Origin of the sequence: Bacillus sp. JJ1127 (assembly GCF_036965845.1) — a bacterium.
Lineage (GTDB): Bacteria > Bacillota > Bacilli > Bacillales > Bacillaceae_G > Bacillus_A.
In genome coordinates this window covers 1-13206 of sequence record NZ_JBALQK010000224.1, presented here as the reverse complement: position 1 = coordinate 13206, position 13206 = coordinate 1, and the positions used below count along the sequence as shown (strand labels likewise).

Below are 13206 nucleotides of genomic sequence, written 5' to 3'. Positions count from 1 at the left end.
CTATCGGGATTAGTAGATAAACAAGTCATTCATAATAATATCTTAAGTCCCTTAATACATAACTCGTTCGATTCTAGTAAAGACCTACCTGTTACAATAGGAGAAATTCAAATAATTAATACATCGTGGAAGCAAGTTGAAAATGCTATTTTTGAGGGAGATAGTATTTTACTTATTGATAACCAAGAAGGGTATCGACTAAATACTAAAGGGTGGCCACAAAGGGATATCACAGATCCTGGGAATGAACTTTCTTTAAAAGGTGCTCATCAAGGATTTGTAGAAACATCCAGTCAAAATATAGCCTTAATACGAAGATATATTCCTAACCGAGAATTAGTATTAAAAGAGATTTTAATTGGCAGTAGGGGGAAAACGAAAGCATCTATTTTATATTTAAGAGATGTGGCTTCCGAAGAAGTACTGGAGGAACTTGAAAATAGAATTCGAAATATTCAAGTAGACACGATTGTTAATACGGGTGAACTAATCGAATTTATTGAAGATAATCCTTATTCGCCGTTTCCACAGTTCATGTTAACTGAAAGGCCAGATGCAACTGTATCTCAAATTATTCAAGGCAGATTTGTTATTATCGTGGATCGGTGTCCAAATGTATTAATTGCTCCTACAAATTTCATTTCATTTTTTCAAGGTGTGGATGATTACAATACACGCTGGTTAGTTGCTTCCGCTATTCGATTATTGCGTTTTGTAGGTTTTTTAATTGCTTTATTTTTACCAGCAGTATATGTAGCGTTTATTTCATTTAATTTTGAAGTGATTCCTGTGCAGCTTTTTTTATCTATTGCAGAATCAAGAGAACGAGTTCCGTTTCTTCCAGTCATAGAAGCTTTACTTATGGAGATGACCTTAGAAATGATGAGAGAAGCTGCTCTTCGTTTACCTACTCCTATTAGCCAGACTGTAGGAATTGTAGGTGGTATTGTCATCGGACAAGCTGCTGTTCAAGCAGGAATTGTGAGTAATATCATGATTATTATTGTTGCGGTTACAGCTATAGCCTCTGCTATTGTTCCTAACTATGACATGGGTTTAGCGATTAGGTTATTACGATTTCCCATGATGTTATTAGCCGCTTTGTTTGGAGTCGTAGGGATTGTTATCGGTTGGATGACTATAATTGCACATCTCATAAGTCTAGAATCATTAGGAACTCCTTATGGAAGTCCACTTGCACCTTTTCGATTATCAGGTATGAAGGATACGTTTTTTCGATTTCCATTGTGGTTAATGAAGAACGATTCTAAAAATGTTACGACAAATCACAACAAAAATAATCCTGATAAAGGGTGAGAATATGAAAAAATATGCATATAATAACATCACTGTCATGCAATATATTTTTACAATTAATGCAGCACAAGTAGGGTCTGGTGTTTTATCCCTTCCTAGGGTACTTGCGGAAAAAGCCGGAACAGATGGCTGGATAGCGCTATTCATTGGTTGGTTTTGCTCTATAACAGCAAGTATTTTTCTAATTAAAACGGCTAAGAAGTATCCGAATGATACCTTATATGAAATTCTTATACGATTATTCGGGGAAATTATTGGTAAAACGATAATTGTTTTTTATATGATCTATTTTGTTTTTTATGCATGGACAGTTCTCATTGGTGGAATGCTTTACATCAAAGGATGGCTTCTTCCTAAAACCTCGGATTATATCATTTTATTTTTGTTTGCTATTCCAACCTTTTTTGTTGCCCGTAATGGTGTCCGAATTATAGGGCGTTACTGTGAGTTAGTCTTTTATATGACGATGTGGATTCCAATTTTTTTCTTCATACCATTAAAAGATGGTAATTGGCTACACTTTCTTCCATTATTGAAAGAAGGGTGGAGACCTGTGTTTGCAGCTGTTCCATCTACTATTTTTTCCTTTATAGGATTTGAAATTGCATTTTTTCTGTACCCTTTTTTACAAAAGAAACAATATGCAATGAGAGGCATTATTATAGCTAACACCTTAACAGTCTGTTTTTATTTGTTTGCAACTGTTGTTTGCTTTATATTTTTCAGTCCCGATGCAATTATAGAATTTAATCAACCAGTACTGAACTTACTTAAAGTCATTGAATTTCGTTTTTTAGAACGATTTGATATGATCTTATTGGCTATTTATCTACTTGTTGTCTCTACAGCATGGATCCCTAGTTTATACTGTGCTGTATTTTGTTCTAGTCAATTAATTGGAAAACAAGATCATACTCTTCATGTGGCTATTTTCTTATTAGCAGTGATTGTAGTAACGTTCTGGACTCACCCTTCTTGGAATGAATCAGAAATGTTTCAAAAATTTATATCGAAAGCAGGGCTTGGACTGGCCTATTTATTTCCTATTTTTTTATGGATGTATAATTTGATATGCAAAAAATACTTTCGGAGGGAAACACATTGAAACCGAAAATATTGTGCAGTATTTTAATACCGGTTCTTTTGCTCACTGGGTGTTTGGACCAAATGAACGTTGAAGATGTTACACTCACACTGATACTCGGTTTAGATTTGGACGAAAATGATAATTTGAAAGTATACTTATCAAGCCCTGTTTTCAACAAAGAAGCCAAGATCAAGGAGGAACAATACGGTGTAAAAGCCGTTACGGTACGAAACTCTCGAGAAAAATTTGATACAATGGTTATGGCTTTGACATCGGGAAGTAAGACACAAATTATTTTGATTGGAAAGCGACTTTTAAAACAAAAGAAGTGGGCAGATTATTTAGATCCTTTCTATCGGGATCCCAAAAACACCGTAACCACCAAAATCGTTGCTGTGGATGGTCCTGTTTCAGACATAATTTATTATGCTCCTAAAAATAAACCGCGTCTTCCTGTATATTTGGCAAAATTACTTGAGACAGCACATAGAAGAAATATTACAGTAAAAACGACTCTTCAAGATTTTCATAATCAAACGAAAGAAAAAGGAATGACAACGAGTATTTCTGCTATTAAAAAGAATAGCGATATAAAGTTAACAGGTTCCGCATTATTTGATGAACAGAATAGATACAAACTAACTGTAACCCCCGAAGAAAATAAATTGTTACGTATCCTGCAAAATAAAATAGAAGGGGAATTTCCATTTACCATTGCAGTACCGTTACAATCTAACAGTAAAGATAAGCATTGGCTAAGTTTTATTTCTGAAGGTACCAAAGTAAAAACAAGTGTACAATACAAGGATCGTTTTATTTTTAATATAAACGTACATATGAGAATTTTAATTTCAGAACGATTGTTTCCTTTTAATGTTAGGAATGATGGGATGACATTGGAACAAAAAATTCAAAAACAGTTAAAAACTGATTTTCAACGTTTAATAAAGAAAATACAAATTGCCGAAATTGATCCTATAGGGTTAGAATTATATGCACGGGCTTATACATATGAGGATTGGAAAAAAGTTCAACATCAATGGGAAAAATCATTAGTAAAGGCTGATGTAAATGTTAAAGTACGTGTTAAAATTAGTGGGATGGGTACAATCAAGTAACAAGAAAGTAAAATAATAATTTTTTTAGGAGTAAGATCAACATGAATTTAAAACTACAATTTACACGTGCATTCTTTTTAAGTTTAGCTTCAATTATGGGTTTTGCTTTAATAGCAATCTTAATTGGTGAACAAAAGATTACAAAATTTGACAACGTTGTTATATCGTTTATTCAAGGGTTTGAATCGCCGACAATGACAAAAATTATGAAGTTTTTTACTACGATTGGATCTACATCTGTCGTTATTGTTATTTCCGTTCTTACGCTCTTTTTTTTGTACAAAGTATTACATCATCGTACAGAGCTTATATTATTTGTAACAGTTATTATGGGTACAGCAGTTTTTAACCAAGTATTAAAATTTATGTTTAAACGTGCTCGTCCAACACTACACCGACTTATCGAGGAAAATGGATATAGTTTTCCGAGTGGACATTCTATGGAAGCGTTCGCTTTATATGGCGTGCTTACATTTTTACTATGGCGTCATATCACTACGCGAATTGGACGTATTTTTTTAATTCTTATCAGCGTAATAATGACGGTAGCAATTGGAGTAAGCCGTATTTATCTTGGTGTACATTATCCAAGCGATGTATTAGGAGGCTATTTAGCAAGCTGTTTTTGGTTAACTGTAACCATTTGGATCTTTCAACATTATGTGGAAAATCGTAAACAACAAGCTAAAATGTTATAGTCTTAAGATAGTTTTAGAATCTTTGCTATATAAATACAAATTGAGAAGTCGACATAAAACCTTTCTTTTTAGGTGGGAGAGAGAATGCGGCCATGCATAGAAGCGGTCAGATCCTTTTCCTGCCCCATGCCAAGTGAAAACAAAGAGAGAAAATAAGTAGCAATCACCTTTTGTTCTTCATAGTCGTGACTTATATGTTGGAAAATCAAAATGGATATATATAGTTTTAAAAAAGTAAATTAAATATATTGATTTTTATTTAGGTAAAACAAGAAATCAAAAGGCTGCAAAGCGCTTTTCCAAGAAAGCTTTGCAGCCTTTTCGTGTTTTAAAGCATAGTGTTATCACAGTAGACAGGAATTTTATTTTGAATGTTCACTAATCGATAGTAGAGACATGTGTTGTAAAGTTACGATTGGATTAAATTTCCGCTTATCAGACATAATAATGCTTAAGAAATTCTGATTGGTGTGGAAAAATCGCGGTGTCAACTGCTGATATAGGGTGATTAAAATGTGGAAAACGATTGTTTCCTATCTTCCAGGCTGGAAAGTTGTTGTTCCAGCTTTTATCGTATTTTTCATTCCGTATGTGTTTTCAAAAATTTTTGGTTGGATCCGAGCATTAGAGGAAGAATGATGAAATGTATCATACGATGTATTCATTCTTGCTCTAACTAAAGAGAAAAGGCGGAATATTGAAGAGCACATATCAAAGGTATTGGTCAGAGATTCATGGATAGGTTTCACAGAAAGGTTAAACGATAATATTGCTCTTTTGCAGTACTATGGTGAAAATAAGAGCTTATCATTAACAAGATAAAAAGGGTATATTTCAGTATGAAAAGTGAAATATAAGTTACGGCAAACAGGAGAAGCATTACATATAACATGCAATATTGGGAAAAATAAACTGAAAAATGGTGGGTCTTAATGGATAAATAACCTCTCAACTTGAAAAACATTCGCTATCATGTTTTTGCTTTCATTAGAGAGTAATGTTGAATTGCTCGGAAACTAAGCAAAATGCTTTGATTGCTGCTGAAATTAGTACCGTATTAGATTGTAGCTGACTTGGAATGCACACTAAGCTTTTAAAGAGAAAGAGTGATGAGGGTGAAAGAGCAGGAATCAAAGATGTGGCAAATAGAAAAACAAGCTGGTACATATCAGGATAAATCTTTTCAAAATGTTCCAGACTATTTTACAGGCGATTTTACTTTGGATCTAGAGCTTGTAAAAAAAGAAGGGAGTTATAACTCGGACGTACACTTTCGAGAATTTAACATGGGGGGGACAAACATTCGAGCAGCGCTTGTTTTTGTGGAGGGGCTGTCGGATAAAGAACTTATTGATATGCATATTATGAAGTCATTGCTGCTTAATTTTTATGAAGAATACAAATGTGAACCATCTGATATGGAAGGTACCGTTTTAAAAGAGTTTCTTAAGAATCGAGTTCTTGCCGTGAGTAGCGTAGAAGAAGTTCATTCTATAAAAGAGTTGATGACAAAAGTGTTGATAGGCTCAACGGCACTTTTGATTGAGGGATTATCAGATGTATTAATTCTTGGTACAAAAAAAGGAAAAACACGGAATGTTGAAGAGCCTATATCAGAAGTATCAGTCAGAGGGCCACGGGCAGGATTCACAGAAGTTTTGTCTGATAATACCGCTCTTTTACGGCTACATGGTGAAAACGAGGGATTGTCATTAACAAAATTTCATGTAGGAAAGCGAGCAAAAAAAGACTTGGTTATTGCCTATATGAAAGAGATTGCTGATTCGGAATTAGTAGAAGAGGTTAAGAAAAGAATTCAGAAAATCAATATTGATAATGTGCCAGAGTCAGGCTATGTGGAGCAGCTTATCGAAGATAATTATCTCAGTCCTTTTCCGCAGGTACAGAGTACGGAGCGACCTGATCGCGTCATCGCAGCGTTGATGGAAGGGCGTGTTGCGATTTTATTGGATGGAACACCTTTTGTCCTGATTGTTCCAGTTACATTTAGCATGCTGATGCAATCGCCCGAAGATTATTATGAACGTTGGATTCCAGGCACGTTTATCCGTTTATTGCGCTATGGGGCAGCTATTATTTCTCTTTTTGCACCTTCTTTGTACATTTCCTTTATCTCATTTCATCCTGGGTTGATTCCGACCAAGTTAGCTATTTCAATCATAGGAGGACGGGAAGGAGTTCCGTTTCCTGCAATTATAGAAGCATTATTTATGGAAATAGCCATCGAGATTTTGCGGGAAGCAGGGCTACGTCTGCCTAAGCCGATTGGTTCAGCGATGGGAATTGTCGGTGGATTAATCATTGGACAGGCTGCCGTAGAAGCGGGAATTATTAGTCCAATTATGGTAATTGTAGTAGCGGCCACTGCTATTTCTTCCTTTGCGCTCGCTCATTATAGTGCAGCAATTCCACTACGGATCCTTCGCTTTGTAGCTATGTTTTGCGCTGCCATATTTGGACTATACGGAGTCATTCTGTTTTTTCTCGTTCTATGTAGTCATATAGCGAGATTGAAGAGTTTCGGCGTACCATATGCCAGTCCAGCTGTTGTTTATCATGTAAGCGATTGGAAAGATTTCATAATTCGCATGCCACTTCAGATGATGAAACGTCGCCCAAAAATGATGAATATGAAAGATTCGATACGAAAAGGAAGTGAAGAGGGATGATTACCAATTCTAAAGATCGAATTCCGACTTCGCAAGCAGCTGTCATTCTTATCAATTATGTACTCGCAGTAGGAATTCTCACCCTGCCCAGAACAGCTGCGGAGAAAGTAAATACACCAGATGTTTGGATAACTGTTATTTTAGGCGGATTAATTGCGATGATTACAGGGGTAATCATGGTTAAATTAAGTCAACAGTTTCTCGGAAAAACATTTTATCAATATAGTCAAGAAATTGTAGGGAAATGGGTGGGGGTGTTACTTAGCTTATTTATGGTGGGTTACTTTTTTATACTTTCTTCATTCGAAGTCAAAACGCTGGAAGGAATAACAAGTTTCTTTTTACTGGAAGGAACTCCCGGGTGGGCTATTATCATGCCATTTATGTGGGTGAGTCTCTATTTGAATCTAGGTGGAATAAACTCGATAGCACGTCTATTTGAAATTATATTTCCAATTACAGTCTTTATTTTCTTGCTGACTTCCTTTATGAGCATTGGAATATTTGAGATAGACAATCTTCGTCCTGTATTAGGATTAGGGATTATCCCGGTACTAAAAGGCTTAAAAACAACAACGCTTGCATATTCAGGTGCTGAAATCATGTTGCTCCTTTTGGCATTTATGAAACAGCCACTTCAAGGTGTAAGAGTTGTTCTAATCGGAACTACTATTCCCTTAATTTTTTATGTCATTACAGTTGTAATGGTGATAGGAACGTTTTCTGTTGATGGGGTGATAATGAGAACATGGCCTACGATCGATCTTATGCGAAGTTTTGAACTCTCTGGTTTGATATTTGAGCGATTTGAGTCTTTATTACTTGTGATATGGATTATGCAAATCTTCGCAACTTATACAATTTGCTATTATGCCGCTGCTTTAGGACTGGCACAGCTCTTTAACAAAAATATTCATTCATTTCTGTATGGGCTACTTCCGGTTATTTATATCGTTGCTGAAATTCCGAAAAACATGAATGATCTATTTAAATTAGGGGATATGATGGGTAATGCTGCGATAATATTATTTGGTATTCTACCACTGCTTCTTCTTGTAATTTCGAGATGGAGGAAGAGAAAGAATGAACCGAAGTGTGAATAATGTACGACTTCTTTTGATTTTATCATCAGTTCTTTTGCTTTTGACTCTTACAGGATGTTGGAGCAGTCATGAAATTGAAGAGCTGGGTTTCGCGGTAGGCCTGGCATTTGATAAAGAAAAGGAGACGAATATTGAGAAAAAGATTGAAGAACACGGAGGAGGTTATAAGAAAAAGAATCTTGTAACATCCACCTTTCAATTTGTTAAACCACAATCATCAGGTGGAGGAAAAGGTGGAGGATCACAACAAAAAGCTTACACGAATATTTCTGAAACCGGAGATTCTCTTCACCAATTGATTCGTGAAGTTGCATTAAGAAGGCAGCGCCCTATAATCTTCCATCACACGAAAGTGGTTGTTGTTAGTGAAAGTCTTGCACGAATGTATAGTTTGAACCAGTTATTGGATGTTTTTATCCGTGATAATGAGATGAGACCAAGTTGTCTCGTGTTAATTAGTAAGGGCCGAGCTAGCGAGACATTGAAATCGAAGGAAAAAGGAGAAATTCCAGCGTTCCGCTTGATTGAGATTGGGGATAATCAATATAGATCATCACGGATTTTACCTCCCGTGCCGCTTGCTAAATTACCAGGAAAGGTGCAATCAGGGGCTAGTTTTCTTTTGCCAAATGTGATTGCGGTAAATGGGGAAGTGAAATATGTGGGAGCTGCCATAATCAAAGGAAAGACAAAAAAGCTGCGAGGTTTTTTGAATGAAAATGAGTTAGAAGGCTTAACATGGATAACAGGAAAAGGGAAAAGCGGTTTGGTGAAAACCCTTGATAAAAAGACAGGAAAATCTATCATGTATGAAGTAAAATCTATGAAAAGCAAAATTGAGCCCTATGTTAAAGGAAATAAAATCTCTTTTCATGTGAACATCGAATCAGAGGGGCGGCTGTCTGAAAAATGGGTCGCTTCAGGGGAACCTTTTGAAAATAAGTTTCTAAAAAGTGTAGAAAAGTCCGCGGAACAAGAAGTGAAACGATTGGCGAAACATACATTTAAAAAAATTCAAAAGGAATACCAGACTGATGTTGCTGGCTTCGGTAACAGATTAAAAATTAAGTATCCAAAAGTATGGAAAAAGGTTAAAAAAGATTGGGATAAAACATTTAGTAATGTTCCAATCACATACAGCGTAAAGTTAACGATCGAGGACTATGGTACGGAAGGAGTTTAGAAGCGAAACTGGAGTCTTTATAGCAATCCCAATCATATAATAAGCGTAAAAGGAATCCTATAAACCTGGAGAATATAGGGTTCTTTTTCATTGAATAGGTTATGGAATATACAATAATATGTTTTGTTTGAATATTCTTTACTTTATAATTTGTTATACAAGGGGAGGGATATGATGGAAGTTACAATTCGTGCAGTAGAGATTCAAGATGCTAGAGCGATTCATCGCATATGCACACAAAATGAGGTGTTACCTTATATGGTTTTCTTGCCTAGTATGCGAGTAGATGCGATGGAAAATAGAATTCGAAACTTAGCGCCTAATCAATTTGAATTTGTAGCAGAGTATGCTGGTGCGGTTGTTGGGTTTGTCGGTTTGAGCCAAGGACAAGGAAGAAGGTCGCATTCAGGTGATTTATTCATTGGTGTAAATAGCGAATATCATAATAAAGGAATTGGAAAAGCTTTGCTTACGAAAATGCTTGATCTTGCAGACAATTGGTTATTGCTGGAGAGAGTAGAACTAGGTGTTTTAGAAACAAATCCTGGTGCAAAAGCATTATATGAAAAGTTTGGGTTTGTAGAAGAAGGAATAAAGAAAGGGAGCTTAAAAGCACAAGGGAAATTTGTTGATGAAATTATGATGAGTCGTCTTCGTCCTAATGGTTTAATCGTACACAATTAAAAAATTGTGAATTTAAAAGAAAGTTGTACATTGAAGAATACAACTGTTTGATAAATGATATGGGTAAAAAGCATGGCAATTTTTATGTCATGCTTTTTTATTATGTGTACAGAGATAATAGAGTTTTTTAATTTCGAAAGGAAAATCGTTAAGAATAGCCCCAGGTTTGAAAAGGATATAAAGGTCCATATACTTAATATAGGTTTAATCGAGGATACGTCAACAGGTAGAATGAGTGCATTCGCCGGATTTGAAAGAAACATGATAGTATAGAACGTACACAAGAAGGCAAAGTAATTGCAAAGCTACGTTCGGATTTTAAGGAAGACCGGCCAAAAAAATTCAACAAGAAGCAAAGTGAAAAGAGTACTGACAATTATCTCAAAAATGTTAAAAGCACCAATCAAAGGAGAAGGCATTCCTACAAATAGAAGAAGTTGGATTATTTTTGGATGGTCAACATGTTATTTCTTTCGAAAGGATTAACGGATTTATCAAGAAATAATAATTAAATATATTAATCTAGGACATCTAAATTATTATATGTCCATTTTATTTTTCACTCCATTAAAATAAAAAACATTTCGAAAAATAACATAAAATTTGTATCATTTATATGAGTTAGACACGCAACACAAATAATGATTTCACTTTTTATAAAAATTAATTTGTTAGAATATTTTAAGCGTATGTTTTGATTAGTCTCTTTTCAAAACACGCTCATTTTATTCTAAAATAGCACTGGCCCCCCTGATAAGAAGTAATGGTATTAATTCCCTAAAAATATTACCCTCTACAAATTTAATTCACTCCATTTAATTTTTCCATAATAAAGATGACATAATTCTAAACCCTAAAGGGAAAATTTTATTAATGAATAACTTTATGCAGTAAATTTTATAAAAAGAAAAGGTGATGGAATGGAATTGTCTAACGAAAGCAAAACTTATCACGCTGGAGATATTGTCTATGTTTTTTATCGCAATCCCCACACTCAGGATGTAGCAAATATACAAGCCGCAGCTGTTGTAAATAACCCTAATACTCCTAATGAATTAGCATTGTTTCTTTATGAAACTTATTATCCGCTTTCACATGAAATGGCTGTTTATTCTACAGAAGAAGAGGCAAACCAAGCTTACAACTACTATTATGGGGATGTTTCAGGGGGATGCGAGAATGAATAATCCATTCATGCCTAAACTTGTATACTTTGAACCCAAAGCATTGGATTATCCATTAGGGAGAGAGCTTTATGAAAAATTTGCAAAGATGGATGTTGAAATTCGGCATACTACTTCTCATAATCAAGTGAGAGATCTCCCAGGAGAAAACGATTTTCAAAAGTATCGGGTAGCAAAATCTACTCTTGTTGTGGGCGTTAGAAAAACACTAAAATTTGATACCTCAAAACCTTCAGCTGAGTATGCTATTCCGTTTGCAACAGGCTGTATGGGCCATTGTCATTATTGCTATTTACAAACAACAATGGGAAGTAAGCCATATATCCGTACCTATGTAAACGTCGACGAAATTTTAGAAGCTGCTGACAAGTATATAGAGGAACGCGCACCTGAACTGACAAGGTTTGAAGCCTCCTGTACATCCGATATTGTGGGAATTGATCATTTGACTCATACCCTCAAACGCGCAATTGAGCATTTTGGAGAATCCGAGTATGGAAAATTAAGGTTTGTTACAAAATTTCATCATGTAGATCATTTACTTGATGCAAAACATAACGGAAAAACAAGATTTCGCTTTAGTGTAAACGCTGATTATGTTATTAAAAATTTTGAGCCAGGAACTTCTCCACTAGCTAAAAGGATTGAGGCAGCTGGAAAAGTAGCAGGAGCAGGATATCCCCTCGGATTCATTGTTGCTCCTATTTATCTTCATGAAGGTTGGAAAGATGGATACTATCACATGTTTGAGCGTCTTGATGCTGAATTACCCCCTGATGCACGTGATGATATCACGTTTGAATTTATTCAACATCGTTTTACAAAGCCTGCTAAGAGAGTGATTGAAAAAAATTACCCAATGACAAAATTAGAATTAGATGAAGAGAAAAGAAGATATAAATGGGGAAAATATGGAATTGGAAAATACATTTATCAAAAAGAAGAAGAAGAAGATATAAAAAAATATCTTTATTCTTATATGGAGAAGTTCTTTCCCAATGCAAAATTAGAATATTTCACATAGAAGAATACCAACTCTGTTACAGCAATATATAGGTGTTAGAAATAAACGCCAGTTTATAACACCAAATTAAATGTATCTCAATTTAACTCCGTTGATTACTTACAAGAGGTTAAAGCAATTTTTTATAAATTTACAAATAACGTTAATGTCTCTATTTCAAATTAAGAGAAACTGCATCTATAACGCTGTCCTTATTGTTGAAGTATATAAAAAGGATGATGTTTTTTGTATGGGTTTTCAGATTAAAGATGAAATTCATTTGTTTGTTAAAGAATTTATGTCAGATACACCTAGGTAGTTATATTAGTACGAAATAACCTTTAAGCGGTATTGCCACATCACCATCAAGCTAAGAAATTCATTGTTCCCCAAAACGAAAAAAATGACCTAAATCCTCATAAATAACTGTTGTAGTGATGTGAAATTTTCGTTTTGGGATACTTCAAAATATTAGCTTAATGAACATGGGATAGCACGCACATTTTAACCTTTTTATCCGTTAAGGGATTCTCAAAACTCAATATTGCTTGTTTCAATTGAGTTTCTGATTCAGGGATGAGTTTTGAGACGTTTTTCAAGCTATTTTCAGCATATTTTAGAGTGAATTTTATTTGTCTCAAATACCCTCGTTTTTGAGATTGAATAATTCGCTTAGAGTAGTAGAAATAACGTTTTTTATGTCGAAAATTACTTAGCGTATATTTTCGTTAAAATGTTGGTGGTACGCCATATACACCTCTTTTTAAGATAGATAACATTATTATGTTGTCCGGTGGTTGGTTATTTAATGCTACAATTCATTTTTTTAACAGCAGACAACTACCTTGAAATGTGAAAGTTTTCTGAGATAACTATTTTAGGTGTGAGATGAATGTGGGGAGCTATGAGCTTGCACATTTTGTATAATCAAGAGGGTCATAAAAGAAAATAGGGTGTAATCAAAGTTAACTATTAGTATTTAATAAAAAAGAAAACAATCATTGGGCTAGACCTTGAAACGAGGATCCGTTATTTCAAACTTAAATATATATTTATAAAAGTAAAAAAGATAAGATCGTGGAATTTAATCTTATCTTTAGGATTAAGAATTATTAAAAATCACGTCTGTTGATTATCTA

The 13206-nt window shown here is 34.7% G+C and carries 11 protein-coding genes and 2 pseudogenes; all 13 read left to right on the top strand.

The window, feature by feature from the left end:
- Positions 1-1317, top strand: a 1317-nt coding sequence (locus V7183_RS20065; RefSeq protein ID WP_335360613.1) for a spore germination protein, incomplete at its 5' end; no start/stop codon positions are given.
- A gap of 4 nt (positions 1318-1321) precedes the next feature.
- Complete coding sequence (locus tag V7183_RS20060) at positions 1322-2422, top strand: GerAB/ArcD/ProY family transporter (protein ID WP_335360612.1); 1101 nt, start codon at positions 1322-1324, stop codon at positions 2420-2422.
- Positions 2419-3522: a Ger(x)C family spore germination protein gene (locus V7183_RS20055; RefSeq protein ID WP_335360611.1), complete on the top strand. Its 1104-nt coding sequence runs from the start codon at positions 2419-2421 to the stop codon at positions 3520-3522. The genes V7183_RS20060 and V7183_RS20055 overlap by 4 nt, the downstream gene beginning before the upstream one ends.
- Before the next feature lie 41 nt (positions 3523-3563).
- The gene (locus V7183_RS20050) at positions 3564-4220 is read left to right on the top strand and encodes a phosphatase PAP2 family protein (RefSeq protein WP_335360610.1); all 657 of its coding nucleotides are present in this window, start codon (positions 3564-3566) and stop codon (positions 4218-4220) included.
- Between the two features lie 247 nt (positions 4221-4467).
- Positions 4468-4581 (top strand): annotated as a pseudogene (locus tag V7183_RS20045) (IS6 family transposase); the annotation flags it as partial.
- Positions 4582-4733: 152 nt separating this feature from the next.
- Positions 4734-4859, top strand: a complete 126-nt coding sequence (locus V7183_RS20040) for a hypothetical protein (protein ID WP_097899473.1) — start codon at positions 4734-4736, stop codon at positions 4857-4859.
- 470 nt (positions 4860-5329) lie between these two features.
- Entirely contained in the window at positions 5330-6910 is a 1581-nt protein-coding gene (locus V7183_RS20035) for a spore germination protein (RefSeq protein ID WP_335360609.1), read from the top strand.
- On the top strand, positions 6907-8013 hold the full coding sequence (locus V7183_RS20030; RefSeq protein WP_335360608.1) for a spore germination protein: 1107 nt from the start codon (positions 6907-6909) through the stop codon (positions 8011-8013). Before V7183_RS20035 ends, V7183_RS20030 begins: the two co-directional genes overlap by 4 nt.
- Entirely contained in the window at positions 7994-9196 is a 1203-nt protein-coding gene (locus tag V7183_RS20025) for a Ger(x)C family spore germination protein (RefSeq protein ID WP_335360607.1), read from the top strand. The genes V7183_RS20030 and V7183_RS20025 overlap by 20 nt, the downstream gene beginning before the upstream one ends.
- Before the next feature lie 174 nt (positions 9197-9370).
- Positions 9371-9880: a GNAT family N-acetyltransferase gene (locus V7183_RS20020; protein WP_335360606.1), complete on the top strand. Its 510-nt coding sequence runs from the start codon at positions 9371-9373 to the stop codon at positions 9878-9880.
- A gap of 165 nt (positions 9881-10045) precedes the next feature.
- Positions 10046-10311 (top strand): annotated as a pseudogene (locus V7183_RS20015) (recombinase family protein); the annotation flags it as partial.
- Between the two features lie 489 nt (positions 10312-10800).
- The gene (locus V7183_RS20010) at positions 10801-11067 is read left to right on the top strand and encodes a transcriptional regulator SplA domain-containing protein (protein ID WP_335360605.1); all 267 of its coding nucleotides are present in this window, start codon (positions 10801-10803) and stop codon (positions 11065-11067) included.
- Positions 11060-12088 (top strand): spore photoproduct lyase, encoded by a 1029-nt coding sequence (splB, locus tag V7183_RS20005; RefSeq protein ID WP_335360604.1) that lies wholly within the window; start codon positions 11060-11062, stop codon positions 12086-12088. Before V7183_RS20010 ends, splB begins: the two co-directional genes overlap by 8 nt.
- The last annotated feature ends 1118 nt before the right edge of the window (positions 12089-13206 follow it).

Coding starts and splice junctions, on each gene's coding strand:
- V7183_RS20060 (WP_335360612.1), top strand. CDS start 1,322: ATGAAAAAATATGCATATAATAACATCACTGTCATGCAATATATTTTT.
- V7183_RS20050 (WP_335360610.1), top strand. CDS start 3,564: ATGAATTTAAAACTACAATTTACACGTGCATTCTTTTTAAGTTTAGCT.
- V7183_RS20040 (WP_097899473.1), top strand. CDS start 4,734: ATGTGGAAAACGATTGTTTCCTATCTTCCAGGCTGGAAAGTTGTTGTT.
- V7183_RS20035 (WP_335360609.1), top strand. CDS start 5,330: ATGAGGGTGAAAGAGCAGGAATCAAAGATGTGGCAAATAGAAAAACAA.
- V7183_RS20030 (WP_335360608.1), top strand. CDS start 6,907: ATGATTACCAATTCTAAAGATCGAATTCCGACTTCGCAAGCAGCTGTC.
- V7183_RS20025 (WP_335360607.1), top strand. CDS start 7,994: ATGAACCGAAGTGTGAATAATGTACGACTTCTTTTGATTTTATCATCA.
- V7183_RS20020 (WP_335360606.1), top strand. CDS start 9,371: ATGGAAGTTACAATTCGTGCAGTAGAGATTCAAGATGCTAGAGCGATT.
- V7183_RS20010 (WP_335360605.1), top strand. CDS start 10,801: ATGGAATTGTCTAACGAAAGCAAAACTTATCACGCTGGAGATATTGTC.
- splB (WP_335360604.1), top strand. CDS start 11,060: ATGAATAATCCATTCATGCCTAAACTTGTATACTTTGAACCCAAAGCA.